The following is a 24,125-nucleotide window of genomic DNA, read 5'->3' as shown; positions in this document are numbered from 1 at the left end:
GCGGAACAACTCCCACAACTCATCCGGCACCAGCCGCTCGGCAAGACTCGTCATGCCCAGCACAACGAGCCAAACCGCCAAAGGAAACGACGTCTTAGGCGAACACCGTCTGATCACCCCGCTGCGTTCCGAGGGCGGTCACCGCCGCTACTCCCGCTACCAGCTGCGCATCACCGCACGCGCCCGCGAACTCGTCGACCAGGGCACCCCCATCGAGGCCGCCTGCCGCATCATCGTCCTCGAAGACCAGCTCGAACAGGCCCAGCGCATCAACGCCGAATACCGCCGCGCCGCCGAATCGGCGAGTCCGGCGGCCGCGGCCTGAGACCCGTACCCACGCCCGCCGGACTCCGGCGGGCCCTGCGCCCCGGTGCGCCGAGTCGTTTCCTCTGGTGACAGGGTGTGTGGGCGTGTAGCGTTTGTGTCAGCTGTCGTGGTTCGGATCTTCCCTTTGCCCATGCCTCCGGCGTGGGCTTTTTGCTGTGCTGTGCCGCAGGAACCAGGGCGATCACCTCCGCCTCCCACACCGTGTGGGCGGCGTTCATCGACTGGAAGGCATGAGACATGGCTACGGGAACTGTGAAGTGGTTCAACGCGGAGAAGGGTTTCGGCTTCATCGCCCAGGACGGCGGCGGCCCGGACGTCTTCGCCCACTACTCGGCGATCAACTCCTCGGGCTTCCGTGAGCTCCAGGAGGGCCAGACGGTGACGTTCGACGTCACCCAGGGCCAGAAGGGCCCCCAGGCGGAGAACATCAACCTCGCCTGACCCCACCCACACGGCCAGGACCGGGGCAGACGCAGTGCCTCGGTCCTCGCCGTCCGCCCGGGCAGGCGGCGGACGCAGTGCGAGCCGGCCCGGCGACGGTCCTCTAGCTGCGATCTTTTCCGGCATGCCCCCGCTGTTGGTCAGCCGGCGCCTCACGATCTACCGCTCCTGCAGCAGTGTGACCACTCAGCCTGTGCCTTGTAGGCCAGCGGCGATCGTCTGAACGAGCTGCGCGCCTCCCCACGGGAGGCCACAGGCGCGTACGGATAGACGACGCGCAGCCTGCCCGGCTACGCCGCACTGTCAGCGCCTCATGTGATCCTGTACAGCCCGGCGGCGCCCAGCCTGGACCGGCGAGGACCCGCTCGCGACGCGCGACTACGAGCAGATCGCCCTCCATCTGACCGGCCACGCCCGCGCGCTCGCCGCCGACGTACGGCGTCGCGCCGACGCTGCCGAAGAGCAGCGACCCCTGGGCGCTCGGCGACGCTGTCCTGCGCGAGGCGGAAGGCCGGCTGTCCGCGACGCTGGAGGGCACCGTGCGCTGCGTCCAGAACCGAGCCCGCCTCGTTCGCGCTCTCTACGAACGGCTGGACCGCCTGGAGGCCGCGCTCGCCCCGGAGAGGTGTACCGAGCGGGCGCTGAACCGTGGGCCGGACGGTTGCTCCCAGCTACTTCGTCAGCGTGTCGAGTGCTTCCTCGCCTCACTCAACAGTCGCTGACCTGGTGCAGAGCATTTTCCTGGGCGTCGGCGGGCTTGCTGACCGTTCCGGCGCAAGAGGCCTGGCCCGGCTCCCGCCTCGGATACCGTGTTGCTCTACGGGGTGCCATAACGGATGTGACGCCCCCCACCGGAGGTAGTCAGCGTATGAGTTCAAAGCGCAGCAAGAATCCAGCCCTGCCCGTACTTGACGACGCATTCCGACTCGAGTCGGTCAAGGACGCCGAAGAGTCCACCCGTGACTTGGCCGCGCGGCTGGCCACCACCGAGCTGCGCCGCGTTTCCCACCCGGGCCGGGTCACCTGGGAGCCCACTGATCAGGCCGAGCCCGTACCGGTCCCGCCGACTGTGGTCGACGGGGACGGGGACCTGTGGTTGCGGGACCGGGGCACGGGTACCTGGACCATGCCCGAGTTCAACGCGAAGGAGTTCCCGGCCCGCTGTGGCGAGGTTCTGACGTGGAACGAGCTGGCCTACGAGTTCGGCCCGCTGACCGCACTGGCCGACGACCGCCGCATCGGCGGCGGCCGGCGTCGCTGACCGCGCAGCGTTCGGGGGTACCGCGCCCCTGAAGCGTCCGTTACGGGTAGCGGGGAGTTCCAGCTCACCGCCGAGCTCGACGATGGCGGCGAGCAGGTGAGCGTGGTGGTGGCGTGCGACGGCCTCGAGCAGCGTTGTGCGGGCCTGGCGCCACCCGATGTCCTCGGTTGGTTGTAGACGGTCGGTTTGGCCACACCCTCCTCTTGTGCGATCTCCTTCACGCACGCCTGGGCGTAGCCGCGCTGTTCGAACACCGCGAACGCGCCGTCTAGAATCGCGTTTGTCTGGAGGGGGGGACGTACTCGTGATCGTTCACATGCGGCGCTTTGCGCTTCGATGAGACCGCGACCGGGGAGGAGCGCGAGCGTCAGCGCGTCCTGGACACCGAGGAGTCCGAGGCGGACGCGAAGGTGCGGCGCATGAGCATCGCGGCGAAGGTCGCGACGGCCGAGCACCAGATCACCGCACAGACGACGGCGACCACCGACGCCGAGACCGCCGCGCACGCCGCGCGCCTCGCGGCGGAGGCCACTCGCCGGGAAGCGGCGCAGGCCCTGAAGCAGGCGGTCTTCTGGGTGCCGTCCTCGCCGGTGGTGGCGGAGCGGCGGGTGCCGTCGGCCCAGTAGGTGTAGTGCGTGGTGTTTCCGTCGGGTCCGGTGACGGTGAGGGGCTGGTCGAGGGTGTTGTAGGTGTAGGCGGTGCCGGCGTGGCCGGTGAGGAGGTTTCCTTCGCTGTCGAAGGTCTGCTCGTGGCGGCCGGAGCCGGCAGTGACGGCCGTCAGCTGCCCGCCCGCGTCGACGGTGTGCTCGGTGACCTGTGTTTTCCCGGCCTGGTCTCCGGTGTGCGGGGTGGTTTCGGTCTTCACGACGTCGCCGGAGACGTTGAGGGTGTAGCGGGTGCTGCTGAGTGCGTCTCCCTCACGCTTCGCGTCACCGTTTCGGGTGTCTGATCCGGTGAGGCGGTTGTAGGCGTCGTAGGTGTAGCGGGTGGTGGTCGTGGCCGGCTTGCCGGGGGCTCCGTCTGCGCCGGATTCAGGGCGGGTGTCGGTGCGCTGGGCGAGGTTGCCGTGGGAGTCGTAGCTGTAGTCGGCTCCGGTGAGCAGGGTGCCGCCGGGACCGGTGGTCTTCTGCCCGGCGCCGGTGTGGGTGTAGCGGGTGGTCACCGTCTTCCCGGCGTCTTCGGGGTTGCCGGGCGCATTCATGACCCGTCATGGCTGAGGAGCACTGCCATGCATGATCAGGCATCGGCGTCGCTGATTACTACAGTTCCGGGAGCAGAAGAATCGAAGCCGAATTCTGTAGGCCCGCCCCCGCTTTGCCGGAAGCTGAGATTCATCCCCTGGATGAAAAAGTCCACTTCGACCAGCTTGCCGGAACCTGGAATATCCAGCGGACGGTATTTCAGGTTGAGTTGGTTCCAGCCTGCCATCTCATACATGTCGATGGTGTCAGTTGTGTGAGCCGTGAGTGTGTGTCCGGCCTCTGTCGCAGGACCATCCTGGTAAGCGTGGTACTCGTTCAGGTTGTTTATGGTCTGGAGGCCGGACAGCTGCAGATCATGACTGGAGTTATTTACGATATGAACTGCAGTCGTAAAGGTTGGCGCGGCGGAGCCGACAGGTGCCGTCGTCGCATTGCCAGGAGCGGGCGTGTCTGCAAAAGCAGCAGGGGCTCCTCCGGCGACTGCCAGGAAGACTGCAGCTGCCATCGTCACGCCGGTAGCGGGGATCCGGATTCGCATACACCCTCGTCTCTCTCGTCGGCGTCCAGCACCAGCCGGACCCTGCACATGCCGGAAAGCACTCAGCCCCTGGAGGTCGCCGTCTCCCGGCTCCCATTTGTACTTATATTAGTACCTCAGGATGCAGAATGGAGGTATCATCCGATCGGCCATAAATGGGGGTTGGCCAGCGGAAGGCAGGGAGACGCTGCCGCCCGAGCTGCGGCGCACCCACTGATTCCTCATGCGGTCTGCCCAGCCCCGAAAGCGGTGGGTGGCAGAGGTTCGCAGCTTCCGTCCGTCGCGGGGAGGACCCCGAGGACATTGACGCGACGGCGGGCCAGGGCAAGGACGGCTTGGATGCGGCCTGCCTTCGGCTCGCTTTCGTCCGCAAAACCGGCGGGACTCGCCGCAATGGGGCCGGAGTGCGGAGATGCGGAAGACACGCTGCAGGCGGCAGTTGTAGCGCCGTGGGCCGGCGGAGATTGCCGCTGATCCTGCCGGAGTCGCGGGGCCCGGTTGCGACGCCTCCCAGGCCAGCGAGGCTGACCCTGGGTGTGGGACTTGTTGGTGTGCGGCGAGGTGGCTGGCCTGGGGTGTTGGGCTGGTTGAGAGGCGGGGTCAGTGGCTGGACCGGGGTGGTCGGGGTGGTCGGGGTGCGTGTTGTTCTGTGTTGAGGGCATCGGCGAGCGCCTGGCGGTTCCGGCGTGGCCAGTCGCCCAGACGGTAGAGGGCGGCGTGCTGTGATCACTCAAGGAAGCCCAGCGGGTCAGCGCTGAACCTGATCAGTCTGCCGGGGTGCTCGGTCCGTGCCATCCGCAGAACAGGACGGTGGCGTCGTCTTCCGGCCGCCCCTGGCGGTAGTCCGTGACGGCGCGCATGAGACGGCGCAGGGTCTCGTCGACCGGCAGGCCGTCGGCGTGGTGGCGGTGATGAAGTCGGTGAAGCGCTCCGCGCCGAATCCGCGGCCGTCGGTGTCCCGGGCTTCGGTGATGCCGCCGGTCAACAGCAGCAGCCGGGTCCAGCTGCTCGGTGCGCTGTGTGATCGGCAGATTGAATCCGCTGCCCATGGGCATGCGGGCGGGCAGAGCGGAACCTGTCAAAGCGATCAAGGCAGGTAGACCGTTCTAACGCTGTGCTGGGGTCAGTGGGCCGTCTGGTGCCGACTGGTTGATCCAGGCCGCTGCGGGGACCTTCGGGGGCTCCGGTGGTTTGCGGACGAGGCGTTCGGGGTGCTTCGCGTAGACCGCCTGGAGGACGTCGGCACGCATCTCGCGGAGCTGCTCGGCGAGACCGAAGTGTACGTCGTAGGGCGTGTGCAGGCCGGTCCCGGAGTGCCGATGCTGCTCGGCCCAGGGGTAGCCCAGTTCGGCGAGTGCGGCCCGTTGGTCCGCATCCAACCGGTCGCGCCTGGCCTTCTGATTGCTCAGAAACACACCCAGCTTGATCACTGTGCCGTCCGGCAGCTCTTCAAGGTGTGCCCTTCCCGCCACGGTTCTGCCTGAGTTGCTCGCTTCTCTTTGCCGCGTGAGCCATCGTCCGATGCCGTCGCCCTCGAAGGCGACGCCGGGTGCGATGTCGGGCAGCGCTCCACCAGCCTCGCCGACGGCCAGGCGTGGCCCGGCAGCAGGAGCCGCCCAGCTGCCCGCAGCTGAAGGCCTGGATTGTTATGCATTTTTCTTAAGGGTGTACGTATAGGCTCCCCCGAATTTTCCTCCACCTACTGAACATGTGAATGCAGATGACGGCTGCCTGTTTTCATCGAGAACCTCGCACTTACCAGCCGACTTGTTTCCTATAGGGTTGCCGCCTGGGTACCCCGTCTTTGTGGCCAACGTAATTCCAGTCCCGTCGATCTTGTACTCGACGGTGGCGGGGTGGGCATACTGCCATTCCCAGAACTTCCACTCCCCTCGCTCCCCGGGAGCCACCACCGAATCAGGATGCTGGATGAAGCTGCCATGGCCGCCTTCAGCCTTGCCCAGAGAGAGGCCGATATTCGTATCATTCTGGACGTAAGCGGCTCTCTCCTTCGGTTCGGAGATGTTTGGCTGCGCATGCGCGTGTACAGATGGACCCGCAATCGAAGTGAACGCGGCAAGCGCTGCACCCGCCAGAACAGGGCAGGCAATGGAAGCGGTTATCATCATGGTCCTTACGGAAATTGAAGGAAGCAGAAATTGCGGGTCTCACGCTCTGCGCGTCGAGACCCTGAACCAGGATTGCGCTGTGGTAGGCGGACAGTGGTGCGAGAGACAGTGGGCCGTGGTGCGCTGCTGCTGGTCAGGGGATCATTCAGGGCTTGGAGCGGCTGCCATGGATATGAGAGACCACGCTCTGTTCACTGTCGTCGAGTGAGAGATGTATAGGTCACGCGCTGACACGAATGCGAGAGATCGCACCGGGGTCTGTCACCGTGCTGTGAGGAGTGCGGCGGTGTGCTTGGCGCTGGCAGGCGCTCTTACTGTTCTGAAGATTTCGGCGCTCTTTGTGTACATTTCGTTGTATTCGGGGTGCGGGGTGTCCGGGTTCCGCATCTTTTCGTAGTAGGGGTGGGTGAGTTTTCCTGCGCTGTGGCTCTCGGGGGTCTGGAACTGCACTTCGAACAGCTTGCCGTCTTTCGCTTTCCAGGTGGTATTGAAGCCTTTGTAGTGGTCGAGTTCCCAGAAGTTCATGTTACTGACGTACTCGAATTGCCCAGCCAGTTCGTCGGTCCAGGCTTTGGTCTTCTGCACGTACTCATCGGACTCGAGGACGACTGTGTAGCGGTTCAGGTCGTTGATCGAGTCCGCCGCCTCCCGGGCGTTGGCGGGAAGCTGGCCGCGGATGAGTTTCTCGTTGATGGACTTCACGGTTTTCACCCGGTGCTGCAGACCGGCCAGCTTTCCGCCGTTGGTCTTCTGGATGTTCCGCATCGCGCTGGTGAGTCCGGCTTCCCGGCCGGTGCCCATCTCATGGAGCTCGACGGCGGTCTTTCCGTAGGGGGATAGGTCGGCTGCGGCTTCGGCGGCGGCTCCGCCGGCTTCGGCGGCGAGGCGGGCTTTGTGGCCGAGCTGGGCTCCTGCGCCGATAGCGCCGGTGACGAGGCCGAGGCCGCCCAGGACGTAGGAGGCGATGTTGAGGGGGCTGTCCCACTGGTTTTTTCCGGTGGCCATGGCGGCGGTGGACACAGCGGCGCTGGCGGTGTCCAGCGCTGCACCGGCGAGGGCGATGGCGAAGAAGGCCCAGCTGCCTCCGCCGGTGGGGGCAGCCAGGACGAGGGAGACGGCGGCGGCGAGGATGGTGACGCCGAGCATGGTGCCGCTGACGGCCCAGTCGAGTTCGGCGGTGTGGCCGGTGGGGTCGGTGTAGGTGATGGGGTTGGCGTTGAAGGCCTGGAATTTGTTGTGGAGGTCGGCGGGGTCGCGCTGGGTGAAGCGGGCGGTGGCGGGGTCGTAGAGGCGGGCGCGGAGGTACTGGGTGCCGGTTTCGGGGTTGGTGTATTCGCCGGCGTAGGTGAAGGGGTTGGCCGCTGCGCCGCTGCGGGCGGGTGTGCCCGCAGCGGCCGGGGCGGGTGTGCCGGGGGCGGTGGTGTGCTGGCCGTAGTCGGTGTAGTTCCAGGCGGCCCGGACTTCCCCGCTGTCGCTGGCCAGGGCGGTGGTGCTGCCGTGACGGTCGGTCAGGAGGTAGCCCGCTCCAGTGGCGGAGGCTTCGGCGGCGTCGGTGCCCGAGAGGGTGCGGGCGGCGCGGGTGGCGGCGTGGAGGTAGGAAGCAGTGGTGCCCTGGCCCTCGCTGTTTGCGCTGTCCCGGCCGTCGGTGCCTGTGCCGGTGGTGGTGTGGGTGTCGTTGGTGAGGGTGCCGGCGGGGCTGTAGTGGAAGACGGTGGTCTTCTGGGTGCCGTCCTCGCCGGTGGTGGCGGAGCGGCGGGTGCCGTCGGCCCAGTAGGTGTAGTGCGTGGTGTTTCCGTCGGGTCCGGTGACGGTGAGGGGCTGGTCGAGGGTGTTGTAGGTGTAGGCGGTGCCGGCGTGGCCGGTGAGGAGGTTTCCTTCGCTGTCGAAGGTCTGCTCGTGGCGGCCGGAGCCGGCAGTGACGGCCGTCAGCTGCCCGCCCGCGTCGACGGTGTGCTCGGTGACCTGTGTTTTCCCGGCCTGGTCTCCGGTGTGCGGGGTGGTTTCGGTCTTCACGACGTCGCCGGAGACGTTGAGGGTGTAGCGGGTGCTGCTGAGTGCGTCTCCCTCACGCTTCGCGTCACCGTTTCGGGTGTCTGATCCGGTGAGGCGGTTGTAGGCGTCGTAGGTGTAGCGGGTGGTGGTCGTGGCCGGCTTGCCGGGGGCTCCGTCTGCGCCGGATTCAGGGCGGGTGTCGGTGCGCTGGGCGAGGTTGCCGTGGGAGTCGTAGCTGTAGTCGGCTCCGGTGAGCAGGGTGCCGCCGGGACCGGTGGTCTTCTCGCTGCTGATCTGCCCGGCGCCGGTGTGGGTGTAGCGGGTGGTCACCGTCTTCCCGGCGTCTTCGGGGTTGCCGCGGATGACGTTGGTGGTCCGTCCCAGGCCGTCGTAGCGGTAGGAGACCTGGGCCAGGACAGTTCCGGGGCTGTCCTTGGCGTGCTGGACGGCCGTGGCGAGGGTGCCGTCGCCGTTGTAGGTGTAGAGGGTGGTTGCGCCGGTGATGTCGGTGGCCGTCTTCAGCTGGCCCGCTTCACTGAAGGTCTGCGAGAGGGTCCGGCCGTCGGGATAGGTGACGGAGGTTGTATTGCCGTCGGCGTCGTAGGTGTAGGAGATGCGGCTGCCATCGGTGTCCTCGGGGTTGAACACGCTGGTGACGGCGCGCGTGTGCGGGTCGTAGGTGTAGCCGGTCTTCTGCGTGGTCCTGCCGTCCGCGGAGGTGACGGTGACCTCCAGGACCTGCCCGGTGGTCTCGTCGTAGCGGTAGGAGGTGGTGACGCCGGAGGGGGAGACAGCCTTTGCCACCTGCCCCTCGGCGGTGTATTCGAAGACAGTCTTCCTGCCGTCGGGGTGGCGTTCCTCTGTGACCCGCCCCGCCGCGTCCCGGGCCAGGCTGGTGCCGGACCGGCCGGCCTCCGCATCCTGGCCGGGGGTGAGGGTTTTCACTACGGGTGCGCCGGTGAGGTCCTGCGGACTGCTTGCGGTGATCTTCTGGCCGGGGAACACATCAGTGTTCTGCGGGGTGAGCGTGGTGACGGCCGGGGTGCCGGCCGGGCCGTAGGAGGGCGTGGTGGCCACGTCCTGTGACACGGCTTCGGCCGTGCGGCCGAGGCTGTCGTAGGCCTGCGTGCTGCCGGTCTGCATGGTTCCGTCGGCGAACGTGGTCCCGCTGGCGACGGGGCGGTCAGCGTGGTCGGAAGTTTCCGTCGCGGTGACCACGGCTCTGGCGGGGTCGGTTTCGCCTGCGGGCAGGGTGAGGGTGGTGACGGTGGATGTGTCCGCGGTGGCGGCATCCGCGTAGACGGTGAGCTGGGTCATGCCGTTCGGCGCGACCGTCTTCACCGGGCGGCCCATTTCATCGCTGGTGGCCAGGGTGGTCCGCCCCGCGGCGTCGGTAACCCTCGCGGTCCGGCCCCCGTCTTCGAAGACGACGCTCTGCAGAGTGCGGGCGGCAGGATCGCCGGTGAGTGCCCCGCCGGAGATGTTGTCGGTCTGCTTCACTACCCGCCCGAGCAGGTCCCGGTGCTCCACGGTCACATGCTGCTTCCCGTCCTTCCCCGGGGCGGTGACGGTGGTGCTTTGTGGCGTGTAGGCAGTGGTCGCGATGAGGCCGTCGCCCTTCGGCCCGCCCGGCACCTTCTGAGTGATGACCCGTCCGGCCTGGTCGTAGCCGGTCTCAGTGGTACGGCCTTCGGTGTCCGTGACACGGATGACCTGTCCGGTGACCAGATCGGTGACCTGGCTGCTGACACCGGCAGCGTTTTGCACCGTGTCGGTCCGGGTGTGCCCGGCGGTATCGGCAACGCTCTTGTACGTCGCACTGATCTCGTCCGGGCCCTGGACACCGTCAGGTTTCACACCATCGGCCCAGGTGACCGTCTTACCCGTGACCTCGCCCTGACCGTTGATCTGGAAAGCCGTCGTGGTGCGGGCGGACGGATCCTTCTCGCCCTTGTTCTTCACCAGCTGCCGGGTAGACGCGATGCTCTTCCGGTCGTCAGTCAGCGTGTTCTCGGTGACGGCCTCGGCGCCGTCATGGCCGGTGACGGTGATACGCACCGGCAGACCGAAGCCGGCCGGCTCCTCCTGTGGGCCGTCACTGCCCTCACTGCCACCGCCCTCCTGGGCATCGAGGGCGGTGGGGTCGTATTGCGTGACGGTCTTCGCGCCGGTGACGTCGGTGCGTTCGGTCTCGCGGCCGTGTTCGTCGAAGCGGGCGGTCTCGGTGGTGGTGCGGGACTTGCCCGTCGCGGGGTCGTGGACGGTGACCTCGGCGCGGACGGGTTTGCCGTAGTTGGCGGGAAGAGCCGAAGCCGGGGGCGGGGCCTGCCCGTCTTCACGCTCGCCCTCGTAGGCGAGGTTCTGGGTGCGAACCGGCTTCTGCTCACCCTGAACATTCAGGGTCGTGGTGCGTTCTTTGAGGAGGTGGAGGCTGTTGTAAACGGAGCGGACGGTGGACTGTCCGTCAGACAGTTCGGTTACATACCGGTAGTCGGCATCCGCGCTGTCGAACAGGGCGTCGGCGCTGTCGTACTGGCCGCGGCCGGTGAAGTCATGCCCGGCGTGCTCCCCCTCGGTACCGAGACGGAAGGTGCGTTCGGGGGTGAGGTCCTTCCCCTCCCGGTCGGTCACCTTCAGCGACGACGCTATGGGGAAACCGTGCGGCTGGTCATAGCCGATGCGGGTGACTGCGCCGGCAGGGGCCTCGATGCGGGTCAGGAGCCGTCCGGGCTGGCCTTCGGGGGTGTAGTCCCAGGCAAGCTGGATCGTCTGGTCTTCCGGGTAGGCGACGGAGGTGAGGCGCCCGTCTGCCAGATGGAGGGTAATGACGGGCTGCTTGCCGTCGCTGCGGACCGGTGAGGTGACAGTGACCCGGTCCTCGCGGCTGTAGTCAAAGGTGACCGCCTGGCCCCAGGCATCCACCGCCCGCTCCAGGCGGTGCTGGCCGTTCTGTACTTCCCAGGCGTATGCGGTCTCATGGCCGTGGGGGTCCTGTTCAGCGATCAGGTCGCCCTCGGCGGAAAAGTAGTTCTTCCGGCCGTCATCGTAGGTGAGAACCCAACGGTAATCCCGGGGCACACCCTCCAGGCCCTCGCGCTCTGGGAGGGCGCCGCGAGCATCGCGCAGGGCGAGGTCCTTGAGGAGATACCGCTGCACGCCCGTGCCCTTGGTGTCGCCGGGCCGCAGCGGGTAGGACCCGCCGCCCGCAGTATGCAGGGTTCCGCCGTCATCCGGGTTGATGAACGCCTTGCCCAGGCCGATGCCCTGCCCCATGCCATGCCGGTCCGCCCCCGCCCCCGCGGCCGTCTGGTCGTAGGCGAGCGTGAGCTCTACGCCCGCAGCGCCGCGGCCAGGCAGCGACACCAGCGGAAACGCGGTAGCGAGGACGCCGGTCTGCTCAGTGATGCTGGCGGTGGCGCCGCCGCCCATCGCCACGGTCCCCGATACCCCGGCCGGCGCGGCTGAGGCGGTGGCTGCATGGGCGGTGAGGACGGGCACAGTGGTGACAGCCATCACCACCGCAGTGGCAAGAGCGGTGCGCCGCAACCATCCCGCACTGCGGCGGGCCCGGCCGCCCCGCTCCGGAACGCGGGCGGCGGGCGGGGGCTGGGTTGGGCAGTGCACGTTCCGGCTCCAGATACGCGGGGACATAGGGCTGCGTCCACACAACCCTGTTCCGGAGCGCGACGGGGCCGGCCGATGAGGCGGCAGCCGGGACAGAATGCAGTCAGCTCTTTCGGTCGCTGTGCCACCTCCACGCCTATCCCGAGGCGGGCGCCGTGCGGGATGAGGCTCGTCTGGTAGCCGCTGTCGGCCCGCACCTTGGTCACGCTCGGAGGGGCTGCCGCCAGCTCGGTCAGGGCATGCTTGCCTCCGGCGAAGTCATGGCCGGAAATTTCGAGTGAGGCGCCCCGCAGTTTCCGGACGCCGGACCGAATGGAATTGTTGGTCTGACCGACGGGAAAGGCGCGTGGCACAGTAGCGCGCAAAGTTCAGTCGCCCCCGCCGGCTCCGAGGACGAGCAGGCCGCCGCCATTCTGCGCGAGCGACGGATCGAGGCAGCCCCGGCTCCGCTGCGGCGCGCACTCGCCGGATCCTCCCGCGGGCTGCAGCCAGTTCGAGGACGCGGCACGCGAGCAGCTGGAGGCAGAAGACCCTCATGCTCCCGCTGTGGCAACGAGGCGACGCGCTCGTCCAGGCCCTCGGCGCGCTCCACGCGATCGCGGAGGACTCCGAAGCCGACTGGGCCGAGCACTACGACATGACCGACGCCTTCGAAGGCTTCGGCGGGCACATGTCGCGCTCGATCCGGGCAGAAACTGAGCATTTTCAGAGTGGCCACTGATCCGGCGACGGTGTGGTGAGCGCGGAACGGGCAGAGCCCCAGGGCTGTTGAGCAAGTTGTCGAAGCTCAACTCTCCAGCCCTGGGGCTCTGCTGGTTCGGGCCTTGACCCCGAATCCTGGACACGGGTTATGCGGCTGGGGTCAGCGTAGTTGATGTTGTTCGGAGTGCTGTTTCGTAGGCGAGGGGGCTGCGTTGTCGAGGCGGGAGTGTCGGCGTCGGGTGTTGTAGCGGGTCAGCCAGCGGAAGGCGTCGAGGCGGGCCTCGCGCTCGCTGGACCAGCTCTTTCTGCCCTGGAGCGTCTCGCGTTTGAAGGTCGCATTGAAGGACTCGGCGAGTGCGTTGTCCGCGCTGGAGCCGATCGCACCCATGCTCTGGCGAACCCCGGTTGATCTGCAGGCTTCGGCGAATGCCCGGCTCCTGTACTGGGCGAGTTCAACCGGTCGTTGCAGCACCGGGCTGCTGTAGCGAGCGTAGCTGTTCCTCGAAGGCCTCTGCCGGGGTCTTCCAGCCGAGGATCTTGCGGGGGCGGTTATTGATCGCCAGGGCGACGGCTTCGAGGTCCTCGGCGGACCACCGGGACAGGTCGGTGCCCTTCGGGAAGCTGACGCAGCAGCCCGTTCGTGTTCTCGTTCGTGGGTCGCTGCCAGGGCGAGTGCGGATCGGCGAAGAACACCTTCGTCCCGGTCTCGAGCGCGAACTGGGCATGCCCGGAGAGTTCCTTCCCGCGGTCCCAGGTCAGTGTCTTGCGGAGCTGCCCGGGAAGCTTCGTCATGGACACCGTCAGGGCAGTGTTCATCGCGACGGCGCCGTAACCGCCCAACGCCGGGCCGTTCTTCACTGGCGGCACCTCGCCCCAGCCCTCCATCCTCGGCAGATGCACCAGGAGGGTGGACCGGCTACTGCGCTCGACGAGCGTGCCGATCGCGGACCGGCCCGTCCCGATGATCAGATCGCCTTCCCAATGCCCCGGGACCGCGCGGTCTGCGGCCTCTGCAGCCACTCATACAACCCCTGCGCCTTCGCCGCGCCCTGTCACGGCATACCGACGGATTGCGAAACAGGACGCAGCCCGCCGCGCGCGCAGATGCACGTTTCCTCCGGGCCGTGCTCCCGCAAGGCCAGAGCGCGCCGACGGGAACGCCCCCCGGCGTCACGCTGTCAGCCGCTCTGGGCGACTTTGCCGGTCACGGTGTCCACATAGATGGACGGGCCGGTGTCGAAGGGCATGATCGTGTAATGGGGGTGCCCCTGCATAGGTGAATCAAAGAAAATGTCATTGCTTAGCCTGACAGCATCGAATCTGGAAAGGGAGGGAAACTTCTCTCTGGCCAGATCCAGGGCCTGCTCCGGAGTCATTTCGGGCAGCTGCGAGACCTGTCCCAGTGCAGGCATGCCCTGCCGGAGGACAACCTCACCGGTCGCAGGGTGAACGGTCGCCGTGACCGCCGCAAAGGGGTTCACAGAGCCAGGATGAGTAAACGTAAAGTCCCAGACTTTAAGATCGTCTGTGCTTCTTGCACCCTGCTCATGCCCCGTAAATCCGACCGAACTTGCCAGCGCCGTGGAGGATTTGTACTGCGAGTTCGCTATGGCCTTCTCAGCCAGTGTGAGCAGATCACGCAACGACTGGGCCTGTCCCTTGGCGGCGGGATCTGGCGAAAGGGGGCTCATTGTGGCGTCCTGAGCGGTGGCTGGGGCTCGCGAGGACGAGACAGGGGTGTCGGCCACTGCACTGCCGACGCCGATTCCGCCAAGAAGCGTCACCCCCGCCAGCACGCTGATGATCTTCGTCGAAGTACGGGACATGTTCACTCCACCGGAAGAAGGGACGCGGTTCCTGTGACTACCACCCTGGCCCGCTGCCGCCCGGAACACTGTCGTGTGACTGGCCGGTCTCGCGTATGACCTGGAGTGTGGTCCCGTTGCTGCTATCCCGCCTACACGAACCTCATGCGGGAACTGGACCGCCCCGCCTGCGCGGCTGAGGAGGTTGCCTGCACCTGGCCGTCGAGGCTCAGGCCTGCCCTGGAAGGCCGGCGCCGGGGAAGGCAGCCATGCCACCCTGCCGGAACACGAGAACGGCTGCAGCCGGGGCAGCTGCAGCGGCCTGCTGTATCAAAACCGCAGCGCTCTGAGGCTATTCCGTACGGAGCTCAGCGGCTCCGTGGCCTGTGAACCATTCCATGGGACAGGCAGGCTCAGGGGCCTGCCCCTCGGTCAGGGGTGTTCTATTCGTCTGTGAAGTCTCCGATCGGGGGGCCGGCCGCAAGGTTTCTGCATGTGAGTATGTTGGGTAATCCATTCACTGCCAGGCATATGCCCGGCGCTTGCTGTGATTCGGAAAGCTGGGTTACTGCATAGGGAAGTCTATGAAGTTCCGCAAAAAGATCCCTGCGATTGTCCTCGGAATGGTGTCGCTGACGGAACCCCTTATCGCGGCGGGTACCAGCACCGCAGCGCCCCGCCGTTGAGGAAAGGGCCGGGAATCCCTCCCAGAATCAGGACACCGTGCTCACGGCAGCACGGGCAAGCCCTCCGGCGCTATGTCGGAACAGCCTGCGCCGTCGGCCGGGAAGACCTTCGGTACGGCGGAGTACGACACCTGTTCGCCGCACTCGACCTGGGTGAGGACAAACTCTACGGCCACATCAAGCCGGTCAAGCGGCGAACCCAGTTCCTGGAACTCTGCCGCTATCTCAGATCTCTCTATCCGGCCCATATCAGAATCGCGATCGTGGCTGACAACTTCTCCCCGCACCTGACGACGAAGGGATGCCAGCGGGTCGGCAGGTGGGCCGCTGCGAACAATGCCGAGATCGCGTACACCCCGACGAACTCCTCCTGGCTGAACCGGATCGAAGCCCAGTTCACCGCTCTGCGCTACTTCACCCTCGACGGCACGACCACGCCACCCACAAAGAACAGGGCAGCATGATCCGCCGCTACATCATCTGGCGAAACCGCCATGTAAACGACAACAAGCTTCGAGCCATCGTAGACAAGGCCAACATTGCTTGACCCGGCACTAGCTCCGCCGAGCCGAACGCCACGGCCTCGACGAGCAGAACGCCGGCACCTACTTCAACGCCGTCCAGGACTCGGGCGACGTCGAACTCCAGCGGCTCGCCGCCTTTGCGAGCGCTCTCGCCGCCGCCGAGCTCCGCACCGCCGCCCGCCGATACTCCTGGGGCAGCCGAGAGGTCGGCTACCTCCGCCTCCTCCAGGACCACGCGCAGTACGCCCCGGAGACCGCGTGGGAGAAGAAGGAACTGGGCTCGGACACCACAGGAGAGAACGAGTGACGCGCACCGTCGACCCCCGCTTCCGCCCCAGAGGGCGGCGCCACCCCAAGATCTACGCCTTCATCCTCGAGTGCGGTGGATCCACCAAGACCAGGCGAAGGCTTCCCGCTGATGGCGGATCCACCGGCGATGCGCGGCCCGGCAGGCCAGCGCCCGGGACGGGCGGTGCCCATGAGGCTTGGGGAGCGTGATGAGATGTCCGGGATACATGCGCAAGCAGCAGAGCGGCCGGCAGACGGGCGTACCCGGCGCCGTCATGGTGCGCGAACGGTGGGGGCCGTGTTCGGTGCGGCGGTGATGTGCGCGGGGGCAGTCACGTTCACGGCCGGCCCGGCGTCGGCTGCTCCGGTCACCGAAACCTTCACCTTCACCGGCGCTCCCCAGCAGTTCACGGTCCCGGCCGGGGTTACGTCGGTATCCGTTGTGGCTGACGGCGCGCAGGGCGGCCAGGACGGCGGCCTGGGTGCACGTGTTACGTCAGGGCTGGCGGTGACGCCGGGCCAGATGCTCGATGTCTACGTCGGCGGCGCGGGCGGGTCGCCTGCGGGCGGCTATAACGGCGGCGGCCAGGGCACCACCGATCCGTCCCGTCTCTCTGACTCTGGCGGAGGGGGCGGAGCAAGCGATGTCCGTCCTGTTGGCAGCGGTCTCAGTGAGCGTCTGCTGGTGGCTGCCGGCGGTGGCGGGGACTCCGGGGCGGATCCGTCGAGGGCTGACGGCGGAGCTGCCGACACCGCTGGCAGTAACGGCGAAAACGGCGGCGAAGGCGTCTTCGGCGCTGAGGGAGGCGGGCCCGGCTCAGACCCTTACGGTGGCACAGGTGGCGGCCTGGCATTCGTTGACGGCCAGGCCGGTATTGACGGCACTCCTGGTGAATCCGGCACTGGCGGTAATGGCGGGGCTTCGCAGACAGATGGCCCCTCGGGGACCAACGCAGGCGGCGGAGGCGGCGGAGGTCTCACCGGAGGGGGCGGCGGCGGAGGCGGCGCAGTAACGAACCTCGGTGACTTCTCCGGTGGCGCTGGCGGGGGCGGCGGTTCCAGCCTGGACCCCGATGGCGGCGCGGCTCCCACTGCGGCACCAGCCGGCGACGGCCAGGTGACCATCACCTACGACGACGAGCCCGCTGCCGGGCCGGCGGATGTGGCCCTCGACCTGCAGAGCCCGGCGTCGGTCAATCGCAACGGCACCTTCACCTACAACCTTGTGGTCACTAATGCCGGACCGGGCACGGCTGAGGACATCAGCGCGGTGCTGGGCACCAACCGCTACACCCAGGTCCAGTCCACATCGCCTGCGGCCCAGACCGGCACCTACCGCGGCCTGAGCGGCACTGTATGGAAGACCACCACCGACCTGGCACCTGGCCAGCAGGCCGTCTTCACCGCCACGGTGAAGGCCAACGCCCCCGGAGGCACCAATATCCTCGCCGGAGCTGCGGCAGGTTCTCAGACCGAGGAACCCAACTGGCGCAACAACGCTGATGCAGCCCTCACCCGCGTGAACCGCTGACCCGCAGCGGTACTGCCCTCGGGATGAACCCAGGCGCGGTGACGGCGTGGACCATAGCGACGGCGGCCTGGCGGGTGGCGCCGCCCCGGGCCCACCGCCCGGTGAAGCGGATCTGACCGGCTGCCCAGTCGCCCGCCCGCTGCCGCGGACGCAGTGGGCCGGGCAGAAGTCCTGTCCGGCCCACTGCTGCGCATACGCGCTACCCGTCGGCACCACCGACGACGCCCGCGTACGCCACCTACCCCCGCCCTCCCGCCCCACCACGCCGCCCGCCTCCTCGACGCCCAAGCCCAGGGCGCCAGCGAACAGCAGATGCGGCAGATCACTGCCGAGGCACTGGGAGAGGTGTACTTCCGCGACGGCGGCCGCCGCGCCCACGGCCTGGCCGTCGAGTACACCGGCGTTGAGCACATCGAGTTCGAGCTGTAGCGGGCCGGGGATGCGCTCACACGCCCTGGCCGGCCCTTGTCTCGGGCCGCCCCGTAGGGCCGGCGGCAGCCCGTGCCGATATGGCGTGTACGGGCGAGGCCCGGTGCCCAGATGCGCTCTGGGGGCAGTACCACCGGGCCGCCCCAATCCCTTGGCACTGCGTGTCCGCTGGCGGGGAGGCTCGTTGTGCAGAGCGAGTGAGCCCGCACGCTCGCTCCGATGAGATCGCTCCCGAGGCGACGAACGGGCCCTGCCGAGGCGAAGCTGGCAGGGCCCGTTTCGCTGACGTGGGCTGTAGCTGACAGAGCTTTGACGCCCCTCCTGGGTCGTCAGCAGCGTGTCCGCCCGCCTGGGGCGCCTGAGCACGTCGGGCGGCTCCGCCTCATCTGCCTGCAGGCGACAGAGCGACCCCCCTCGGCCACGGCCCTGGCAGCGAGACGCCGGAATATCCCGGGCTGGCGCTGCGCCACGAGCCTCCCGGCCACGACGCACAGCCAGGTACACCCTGATGAACGCGCTGGCATCCCCCCTAAAGGCGGCACGGTGAGCTGCATGTGGTCCCGGGCCGGTGCTCGCCTCTCGGCCCGGGACCACGTCATAGGGCGGCGGCTGGTGCGGGGCCGCGGGTGGTGTCAGGTGCGGTTGTGGCGGGTGCGAGCGGCGGGTGAGGAGCCAGGTGCCGGTGCAGGCGGCCAGGGCGGGTCATGGTGCCGCCGATGGCCGTCATCGTGGTGCTGGGGGCGCGGGTGCCGCCGAGGCCGCCTTGGGCAGGGGTGCCGGCTTAGGGCGGTGAAGGAGGCGTTGGTGGTTCCGGTGCCGCAGTGCACGGTCAGGGCGGGCCGGGGGTGGCGGTGCTGTTCACCCGGGCGGTGGCGGTCGTCGTGATCGCCGGGGGAAGAGTCACGGCCGGAAAGGCAGCCGAGGTGACGGTACCGCCGCTGGCGCACCCGGACGCGGTGATGGTCAGCAGCGCGCCTTGATGCACCTGGGAGGGACTGACGGTCACGTTCGACGGCCCGGTGCCCGCTGATGGTGCGCCGCCCGCCTGCGCGGTGGACGGCGCCGCGCACAGAATGACGGCGGCACCAGCCACACCGGCCAGAGCCCGTGCTGCTCCCTCCTGCCGGTCACGACGATCGTTGTAAAGCAGCAGTTCACAGCTGTTTTTCTGCAGGTTTGACGTGTGGGGCTGATGAGTCCAGACGGCCTCTGGCCGTGGATAGGCAGGCGTGCCCGGTGTCGTAGGCGTGCCCGGTGCCGTAGTGCGCAGGCGTGACGTGGGGGCGGGTGGCTCGTTGAGGATGCCGGACGCGTGGCGTGCACACTGTCATCACAAGAACGCGGCCCCTTGTGCGGGGGCTCTGGCCCATCCTCGACCAGAGCCCCCACACCCCCTCCCCATGTCAGCTGCCAGTCGGTGACGGATACCAGGCGCGGCCGCCGCGCCAGTGGATCCAGCGGGGGTCGTCCAGAATCTCGGCGGGGTCGCTCAGCCCGGCCGCTTCCAGGAAGAAGATCACTTCCTGCTCGGAGAAAGCTGTCCCCAGGGGGTCCTCGCGTCCCTGGCGCATCACACTCACCTGCCGGCCGCCGTTCTCCGCCGGGTCTCCCACGATGATCAACGCTGCCATGACTCCACCATCCGGCACCCCGCACTCCGCCGCCACACCGTCCGCGGGGGCCCTTGCGCTCCCGGAGGGCAGGGGCTGCACACCGGCGGGCGGCCGGAAGGGACCGGAGATAACACGGCTGACTCAGCCGTCTTTGCTCAGGACACCGACAGTTGTCGGTGCGTGGTGTGTGGTGCGGGCGAACAGGCCTACGGCCTGGTGCCAGGAGGCGCGGTGCATCTGGGCGGCGAGGGTCTCTGCCGCCTGCTGCGCCTGGGCCGGGCCGCTGTGGTGCTGGTGGTGGGGGAGCAGGACCAGCCAGGCGCCCTCATCGAGGGGAGCGAAGAACGCCAGGTGTACGCGCCAGTGCGGGCGTGACGGCGCAGGCCGGGTAAGGAAGAGCAGTCCCCGGCCGACGAACACCGTCCGGGCAAAGGACTCCTCGACCCGCATACGGTCGAAGAACGGGTTGCCGGCCCTGCGGGCGGCGAGACGGACATGGGACAGATCATCCAGCCGGAACGCCTGCTGCACACGCACGGACCCTCGCATCGGTAACGGACGGCGCTGCCGCCCCCTCTCGTAGCACTCACATCCCGCCCCAACGCATGACCGCATAATCGAGTGCCCGCAAAGGCCCCGCTCCGGCTGGAGCCGCCGGCTTGGGATGGCGTGAGGCAGCAGGGCGGGCCACACTGAGGGGCACTATCACGCCGCAGGACCTGCTTTGTGGAGGTGGTGGCGATGCCGCACACCGGCGTGTCGATCGAGCTGACCCCCGACGGCTACACCGTCACCTGCCCCGGCAGCCGCATCACCGGGCACGGACCCACCGAAACAGCCGCGTGGAGCGACTTCTGGGCCGCCTGCCACGCCCAGTGGAAACCCCCCACACCGCTCACCCCACCTGGTCGTCTGAACGCTCCGCAACGCCGGCGCCGAGCCCGCACCGTGCGCGTACGCGACCTCCTCGGCTGACCCACCGCCCCCTGCGAACCCTCTCCGCGGGGGCATCCTTACCCCTGGCCGGACTCGGACCGGAGCACCCTGCACAGGGGGGAACGGTAGACCTGTTCCGCCTGCGGTCCGCGTGCACATCCGATCTCGTACTCGACTTTGTCGCCGTCGGCGGGTTCCTTCTATCTGGCGTACGAACACCGCATGATGGCCGAACTCGGCCGCCCGGCCCCGCCCCGCGCCGACCGCTCCGCGGCCTTCGGCCCCGGCGGCATGGTCTTCGCCGGCAGCCCCGACGAGATCGCCGACCGCATCCTGCACCTCCACCTAGTCCTCCTCGCCCCCGCGGGCGGCGGCGAGGGCGGTCGAGGTGCGCCAGGCCGTCCTCGGAGCGGCCCAGGGCGAGACACAGACCGGCCAGGGTGCGGAGGATCCAGTCGTCCCCCTTGCGGCCGTCGGCCTGGACGCGCATCACGTCGATCGCTTCCGTCCCCCGTCCGTGCCGGGCAAGGAGCTGCGCGAGCTCGACAGCCGAGTGGGGATGGTCGGCCGCAACGGGGCCGCCGGCCTGCCGGTAGACCGCGATCGCCCCCTCCACGTCGCCGCGCTCCTCCAGCAACCTCGCGAGCCGTTGCATCGCATACCCGGAGTCGCCGCCGCTGCCCGAAGCTCGTCGAGCCGGCCCTGCCGTGCCAGCAACGCGGCCAGTTGCTCACGATTGAGCAGCGTGTGACCGGCTCGCCCAGGGCGACTCCCCGAAGAAGGCGTATCGGGCCGGCGCCCTCGGACGCCGGGTGACGGTGACCGGTGTCGACTTCGTGTTCCGGCAGCAGCCGGCGATCTACGTCCTGTGGGCGTTCGGGGCTGAGGAGACCCGGCGGACGATCGAGGCCGCGCACGAGCGGGCGATCGAGCGGGTGCTGGAGTGGATCGAGGACGAGGTGGCGGTCATCCGGTACGGCAAGGACGGCATCTACCGGGTCCGGCCGGCCGGCGGTCTGGCCGCCGCGCGCTTCCGCCACTACGAGGCGAGGTCGGGCCGGCCGTTGCTCCGTGACCAGCTGTTGCCGCGCTCTGCAACGAGACCGTGGAGCGGAGCGGGGCTTCCGCTTCGAACGGGCTGCTCGCAGGCCCGGCTCCCCGAAACGGGGTCCGGGCCGCGAAGCATCGGGCGGGTCCGCTTTGCTCCACCGGCGAAACCACTCACCGCGACTACCCTGCTTGTCACACTGGGCTGAAGTATACGTTTCTGGGCAAGGCTCAGCTGCCGAGCGGGGGCACGACCGACCGATCGTCGAACGTCGTGGCCTTGAGCAGCAGATTCACTGCGGCGTTGAAATTCGGCAGGTCTGGATTCTGTTTATCCCTGTCGAAGCACCCCTTGAGCGAGACGGCTTCTCCGGCCTTGCCGACGGTGAGCTGGTACTCAGAAATGCAGCCTTCTGCAGGCTGGGAGGGGAGGGCGGCCTCCTTCTCCCGGAAGGCCTGGACATAGGTGGCGAGAGCTGAGCGCTGCAGCTTGGAAAGGCGACCCTCGTCCCACACGAAGGGGGCATCGCGGGGGTCGATGTGGTAGACCTTCCAGGAGCCGTCCGGCTGGATACTGAGACTGCCGTCAAACGGCCGCCCATGAGAAAGGGATACATTAACGAGTGGCGCAGCCGTAGTCTGTTCCACTCCGCCGGCCCACGCCGAGGAGGCCAGACAGGCGGATACAGCAACCGCCGCCAGCCCGGAACCGAGCAAAGTCTTTTTCATGTTAAATATCGCTTTCTTGTCGCCGCATGCTTGCGGTCACTGTAATCATCGGGGAATTAAATTCCAGCAAAACGCTTCCTATCGATCCGAAACACTCGGGTTCGGTTCGTTGACTGCGCGTCAGCGGTCTGGTGGGGGACGCACACGAAACTGTGCGTCTGCGCTGGTGGAGGGTGGGGGCCGGGCGGAGGATATCCAGATCAGGCGGCCTGTCTCGTTGGCCAGGGCGAGGAAGTGCAGGCCGTGGCGTCGGTGCTTTCCGGAGTAGTTGCGGCGGTCAGCCTTGCCGGTGCGGCGCTGGGTCGAGATGAGGGTGCCGTCGATCAGGACGACTTACCCGCCCTGCTTGGCGATCCTCTTCAGGGCGCGGTCCAGGTGCGGTGCCTGGGCGGCGAGGAGTCGGATCAGTTCGTCGCGCCAGCGGCGGACGGTGGACTCGGAGACGCTGTTACCGCCGGCCATGCCGGTCAGACGCTGGTCATGACGCAGTATGCCCAGGACGATCACCGCGATCTTCCCCGGTGGCAGGATCCGCCACCGGGACCGGATCGTCCTCAGGTGGCGGCGTAGCAGGTCAGCGAGATGGTTGACGGTGCGCGCGGACAGCGGCAGGCGGCACTGGCAGACAGGCGGGCAGGTGTCCCCGGTGTGCTCTTTGGTTTTCGTCACACAACACCAACGACCGCCGGAGACACCGTGGTTACGGTCATGCCGCGGCCGGAGGCGTCCTGATGCAGGAGGGGCCTTAACCCCGAATCCTGGACACGGGTTATGCGGCTTCGCCAGCGTAGTTGATGTTGTCGTCGTGACTGCCGTCTCGTAGGCGATGGGGCCTGCGTTGTCCGAGGCGGGAATGGCGGCGTTGGGTGTTGTATCGGTGAAGCCATCGGAAAGCGCCGAGGCGTGCCTCGTGCTCGTTTGGCCAGGCTTTTCTGCCTTGGAGTTTTTCTCTTTGGAAGGCCGCGTTGAAGGACTCCGCGAGTGCGTTGTCCGCGCTGGACCCCGATCGCGCCCATGCTCTGGATCACCCCAGCTGACCTGCAAATTTCGGCGAATGCCCTGCTCGTGTACTGGGCTCCGTGGTCGGTGTGCATGATCGCTCCGGCGAGGCTGCCGCGGGTCCGCTGGGCGGCGGCGAGCACGCCGGTGACGAGCTCGGTCCGCATATGTTCCGCCAGGGCCCAGCCGGCCGTTCCTCCGGGCGGACGGTGACGGAGGTGGCCCGGGAGCTCGGGGTCAGCGCCGAGGGCCTGCGGGGCTGGGTGAAGCAGGCCGCGGTTGACCGGGGCGAGGGCCCGGCCGGCGCGCTGGCCACTGCCGAGCGCGAGGAACTGGTCCGGCTGCGCCGGAAAGTGCGCGAGCAGGAGCAGGCTGTCGAGGTGCTGGGAAAAGCGACCGCCTTCTTCGCGAACCGGAAGACGAAGCAGTCGCGCGCTACGCGTTCATCGACGCGGAGAAGGCGTCCGAGGTCACCCCTGGCGGCTGCTGGCCCGTCGCGCTCTTGTGCCGGGTTCTGAAGGTCGCGCGCCCGGCGTATTACGCCTGTCTCGCGGCGAAACCGGCGGCCGGGGCGAGGCAGAGGGAGGAGGACAGACTCGCCGGGGGAGATCCGGAAGATCCACATGCGTCCCCGGGGGGCCTATGGCGCCCCGCGCGTGACGGCCGTACTGCGGCGCAAGGGCCGTCGGATCAACCGGAAGAAAGTCGAGCGGATCATGCGGGAGCGCGGCATCCGCGGTGTCACCCGCCGCAAGCGCCGCAGCATGACGAAGGCGGACACGAAGGCCGCGCCGTCGCCGGACCTGACCGGGCGGGACTTCACCGCCGCCGAGGCCGGCACGAAGCTGGTCTCGACATCACCTGCCTGGCCACGGTCATCGGCCTGGATACCCGCGAGGTGGCCGACTACGCGATGGCCGGCCTGGACACTATGACCTCCGGCATGCGCCCTGGGAACGTCACCGCCACCGCAGTCCAGCCCCGCCCTCGCTCTCAACGCTGCCGTGGCGGCCGCCAGCTAGAACCAAAAGCCCGGGTGATGTTCTGCTCCTGGAGATGAGCAGCACCGAGCTGATGCAGCATCGCCGCAGCGAAGTCCTCATCCCGCTGGGTCGCCTCACCCGGCAGGAAGGCCTGACGGCCGAGGGCCTGGCCAGGGCGGAACGACTGGGGCGGAAGCTGTTCCAGACACTGCCGCTGTGAGTGTGCGGGCCCGACGGCGGCGGCAGCAGCGGCCGGTTGGCGCCCTCGGCCGCCGGGGGCAATGCAGGCAGTGACGGAACGGACAGTGCAGGCGCAGGAGGCGGCGGGAAGGCCGGGAC

24 protein-coding genes and 7 pseudogenes are annotated in these 24,125 nt (G+C 68.0%); 15 read left to right on the top strand and 16 right to left on the bottom strand.

The annotated features are described in order from the left end of the window. From ACFZBD_RS33945 to ACFZBD_RS33930, 4 genes and pseudogenes are all read left to right on the top strand, one after another. Positions 1-325: hypothetical protein (locus tag ACFZBD_RS33945; RefSeq protein WP_391147311.1), on the top strand; the 325-nt coding region annotated here is incomplete at its 5' end. A gap of 239 nt (positions 326-564) precedes the next feature. Continuing rightward, positions 565-768, top strand: a complete 204-nt coding sequence (locus ACFZBD_RS33940; RefSeq protein WP_030325187.1) for a cold-shock protein — start codon at positions 565-567, stop codon at positions 766-768. A 343-nt stretch (positions 769-1,111) separates the two neighbouring features. Beyond that, positions 1,112-1,490, top strand: a pseudogene (locus ACFZBD_RS33935) (DUF6415 family natural product biosynthesis protein); the annotation flags it as partial. A gap of 146 nt (positions 1,491-1,636) precedes the next feature. Beyond that, positions 1,637-2,029, top strand: a complete 393-nt coding sequence (locus ACFZBD_RS33930) for a hypothetical protein (protein WP_391147309.1) — start codon at positions 1,637-1,639, stop codon at positions 2,027-2,029. Here ACFZBD_RS33930 and ACFZBD_RS33925 read toward each other — a convergent pair. From ACFZBD_RS33925 to ACFZBD_RS33915, 3 genes are read right to left on the bottom strand one after another with little or no spacing between them, the layout of a single operon-like run. Further along, positions 1,963-2,484, bottom strand: a complete 522-nt coding sequence (locus tag ACFZBD_RS33925; protein ID WP_391147306.1) for a TetR family transcriptional regulator — start codon at positions 2,482-2,484, stop codon at positions 1,963-1,965. The two genes, ACFZBD_RS33930 and ACFZBD_RS33925, sit on opposite strands and share 67 nt — an antisense overlap. After that, entirely contained in the window at positions 2,397-3,230 is an 834-nt protein-coding gene (locus ACFZBD_RS33920; protein WP_391147303.1) for a hypothetical protein, read from the bottom strand. Before ACFZBD_RS33920 ends, ACFZBD_RS33925 begins: the two co-directional genes overlap by 88 nt. Before the next feature lie 35 nt (positions 3,231-3,265). Next, positions 3,266-3,736 (bottom strand): hypothetical protein, encoded by a 471-nt coding sequence (locus tag ACFZBD_RS33915; protein ID WP_391147302.1) that lies wholly within the window; start codon positions 3,734-3,736, stop codon positions 3,266-3,268. A gap of 821 nt (positions 3,737-4,557) precedes the next feature. On the opposite strand from ACFZBD_RS33915, the gene ACFZBD_RS33910 reads away from it, so the two are divergent. Continuing rightward, positions 4,558-4,869: a hypothetical protein gene (locus ACFZBD_RS33910; RefSeq protein ID WP_391147299.1), complete on the top strand. Its 312-nt coding sequence runs from the start codon at positions 4,558-4,560 to the stop codon at positions 4,867-4,869. Between the two features lie 6 nt (positions 4,870-4,875). Here the strand turns inward: ACFZBD_RS33910 and ACFZBD_RS33905 are convergent, their stop codons facing one another. The 3 genes from ACFZBD_RS33905 to ACFZBD_RS33895 form a co-directional block, all read right to left on the bottom strand. Continuing rightward, positions 4,876-5,184, bottom strand: a complete 309-nt coding sequence (locus tag ACFZBD_RS33905) for a hypothetical protein (RefSeq protein WP_391147297.1) — start codon at positions 5,182-5,184, stop codon at positions 4,876-4,878. 231 nt (positions 5,185-5,415) lie between these two features. After that, positions 5,416-5,898, bottom strand: a complete 483-nt coding sequence (locus tag ACFZBD_RS33900; RefSeq protein ID WP_391147295.1) for a hypothetical protein — start codon at positions 5,896-5,898, stop codon at positions 5,416-5,418. A 261-nt stretch (positions 5,899-6,159) separates the two neighbouring features. Further along, a complete protein-coding gene (locus tag ACFZBD_RS33895; RefSeq protein WP_391147293.1) occupies positions 6,160-11,403 on the bottom strand; it encodes an RHS repeat-associated core domain-containing protein in 5,244 nt (1,747 codons plus the stop codon). A 646-nt stretch (positions 11,404-12,049) separates the two neighbouring features. Here ACFZBD_RS33895 and ACFZBD_RS33890 point away from each other — a divergent pair. After that, positions 12,050-12,235, top strand: a complete 186-nt coding sequence (locus ACFZBD_RS33890; protein ID WP_391147290.1) for a hypothetical protein — start codon at positions 12,050-12,052, stop codon at positions 12,233-12,235. 141 nt (positions 12,236-12,376) lie between these two features. Here the strand turns inward: ACFZBD_RS33890 and ACFZBD_RS33885 are convergent. The 3 genes and pseudogenes from ACFZBD_RS33885 to ACFZBD_RS33875 form a co-directional block, all read right to left on the bottom strand. Then, positions 12,377-12,664, bottom strand: a pseudogene (locus ACFZBD_RS33885) (integrase core domain-containing protein); the annotation flags it as partial. A gap of 4 nt (positions 12,665-12,668) precedes the next feature. Then, positions 12,669-13,230, bottom strand: a pseudogene (locus ACFZBD_RS33880) (IS30 family transposase); the annotation flags it as partial. Positions 13,231-13,394: 164 nt separating this feature from the next. Further along, positions 13,395-14,042, bottom strand: a complete 648-nt coding sequence (locus tag ACFZBD_RS33875; protein WP_391147287.1) for a hypothetical protein — start codon at positions 14,040-14,042, stop codon at positions 13,395-13,397. Positions 14,043-14,817: 775 nt separating this feature from the next. Here ACFZBD_RS33875 and ACFZBD_RS33870 point away from each other — a divergent pair. Further along, positions 14,818-15,254 (top strand): annotated as a pseudogene (locus ACFZBD_RS33870) (transposase); the annotation flags it as partial. Here ACFZBD_RS33870 and ACFZBD_RS33865 read toward each other — a convergent pair. Then, positions 15,179-15,466, bottom strand: coding sequence for a hypothetical protein (locus ACFZBD_RS33865; RefSeq protein WP_391147319.1), 288 nt, complete (start codon positions 15,464-15,466; stop codon positions 15,179-15,181). The pseudogene ACFZBD_RS33870 and the gene ACFZBD_RS33865 sit on opposite strands and share 76 nt — an antisense overlap. A gap of 351 nt (positions 15,467-15,817) precedes the next feature. On the opposite strand from ACFZBD_RS33865, the gene ACFZBD_RS33860 reads away from it, so the two are divergent. The 3 genes and pseudogenes from ACFZBD_RS33860 to ACFZBD_RS33850 all read left to right on the top strand — a co-directional run bounded on the left by ACFZBD_RS33860 (position 15,818) and on the right by ACFZBD_RS33850 (position 18,459). Further along, complete coding sequence (locus ACFZBD_RS33860; protein WP_391147283.1) at positions 15,818-17,050, top strand: hypothetical protein; 1,233 nt, start codon at positions 15,818-15,820, stop codon at positions 17,048-17,050. A gap of 193 nt (positions 17,051-17,243) precedes the next feature. Continuing rightward, positions 17,244-17,479 (top strand): annotated as a pseudogene (gene tpg / locus ACFZBD_RS33855) (telomere-protecting terminal protein Tpg); the annotation flags it as partial. An 845-nt stretch (positions 17,480-18,324) separates the two neighbouring features. Further along, positions 18,325-18,459, top strand: coding sequence for a hypothetical protein (locus ACFZBD_RS33850; RefSeq protein WP_391147280.1), 135 nt, complete (start codon positions 18,325-18,327; stop codon positions 18,457-18,459). A 423-nt stretch (positions 18,460-18,882) separates the two neighbouring features. Here the strand turns inward: ACFZBD_RS33850 and ACFZBD_RS33845 are convergent, their stop codons facing one another. After that, entirely contained in the window at positions 18,883-19,110 is a 228-nt protein-coding gene (locus ACFZBD_RS33845) for a hypothetical protein (protein WP_391147277.1), read from the bottom strand. Positions 19,111-19,233: 123 nt separating this feature from the next. Continuing rightward, on the bottom strand, positions 19,234-19,629 hold the full coding sequence (locus tag ACFZBD_RS33840) for a hypothetical protein (protein ID WP_391147274.1): 396 nt from the start codon (positions 19,627-19,629) through the stop codon (positions 19,234-19,236). A 204-nt stretch (positions 19,630-19,833) separates the two neighbouring features. On the opposite strand from ACFZBD_RS33840, the gene ACFZBD_RS33835 reads away from it, so the two are divergent. Both ACFZBD_RS33835 and ACFZBD_RS33830 read left to right on the top strand, forming a co-directional pair. Next, complete coding sequence (locus ACFZBD_RS33835) at positions 19,834-20,067, top strand: hypothetical protein (protein ID WP_391147271.1); 234 nt, start codon at positions 19,834-19,836, stop codon at positions 20,065-20,067. 722 nt (positions 20,068-20,789) lie between these two features. Next, positions 20,790-21,284 (top strand): annotated as a pseudogene (locus ACFZBD_RS33830) (relaxase domain-containing protein); the annotation flags it as partial. Between the two features lie 22 nt (positions 21,285-21,306). On the opposite strand, the gene ACFZBD_RS33825 reads toward ACFZBD_RS33830, so the two are convergent. From ACFZBD_RS33825 to ACFZBD_RS33810, 4 genes and pseudogenes are all read right to left on the bottom strand, one after another. Beyond that, complete coding sequence (locus tag ACFZBD_RS33825) at positions 21,307-21,804, bottom strand: hypothetical protein (RefSeq protein WP_391147268.1); 498 nt, start codon at positions 21,802-21,804, stop codon at positions 21,307-21,309. Positions 21,805-21,924: 120 nt separating this feature from the next. Beyond that, a complete protein-coding gene (locus ACFZBD_RS33820) occupies positions 21,925-22,113 on the bottom strand; it encodes a hypothetical protein (RefSeq protein ID WP_391147317.1) in 189 nt (62 codons plus the stop codon). A gap of 24 nt (positions 22,114-22,137) precedes the next feature. Beyond that, the gene (locus tag ACFZBD_RS33815; RefSeq protein WP_391147265.1) at positions 22,138-22,473 is read right to left on the bottom strand and encodes a hypothetical protein; all 336 of its coding nucleotides are present in this window, start codon (positions 22,471-22,473) and stop codon (positions 22,138-22,140) included. Between the two features lie 100 nt (positions 22,474-22,573). After that, positions 22,574-22,994, bottom strand: a pseudogene (locus tag ACFZBD_RS33810) (transposase); the annotation flags it as partial. On the opposite strand from ACFZBD_RS33810, the gene ACFZBD_RS33805 reads away from it, so the two are divergent. From ACFZBD_RS33805 to ACFZBD_RS33795, 3 genes are all read left to right on the top strand, one after another. Next, complete coding sequence (locus ACFZBD_RS33805; protein WP_391147315.1) at positions 22,971-23,321, top strand: transposase; 351 nt, start codon at positions 22,971-22,973, stop codon at positions 23,319-23,321. The pseudogene ACFZBD_RS33810 and the gene ACFZBD_RS33805 overlap by 24 nt on opposite strands. Before the next feature lie 18 nt (positions 23,322-23,339). Beyond that, the gene (locus ACFZBD_RS33800) at positions 23,340-23,738 is read left to right on the top strand and encodes an IS3 family transposase (protein WP_391147313.1); all 399 of its coding nucleotides are present in this window, start codon (positions 23,340-23,342) and stop codon (positions 23,736-23,738) included. Positions 23,739-23,859: 121 nt separating this feature from the next. Next, positions 23,860-24,006, top strand: a complete 147-nt coding sequence (locus ACFZBD_RS33795) for a hypothetical protein (protein WP_391147264.1) — start codon at positions 23,860-23,862, stop codon at positions 24,004-24,006. The last annotated feature ends 119 nt before the right edge of the window (positions 24,007-24,125 follow it).

Source organism: Streptomyces sp. NPDC008121 (assembly GCF_042957155.1).
Lineage (GTDB): Bacteria > Actinomycetota > Actinomycetes > Streptomycetales > Streptomycetaceae > Streptomyces.
The sequence above is the reverse complement of the archived record's forward strand: the minus strand, read 5'-3'. Positions and strand labels throughout refer to the sequence as shown.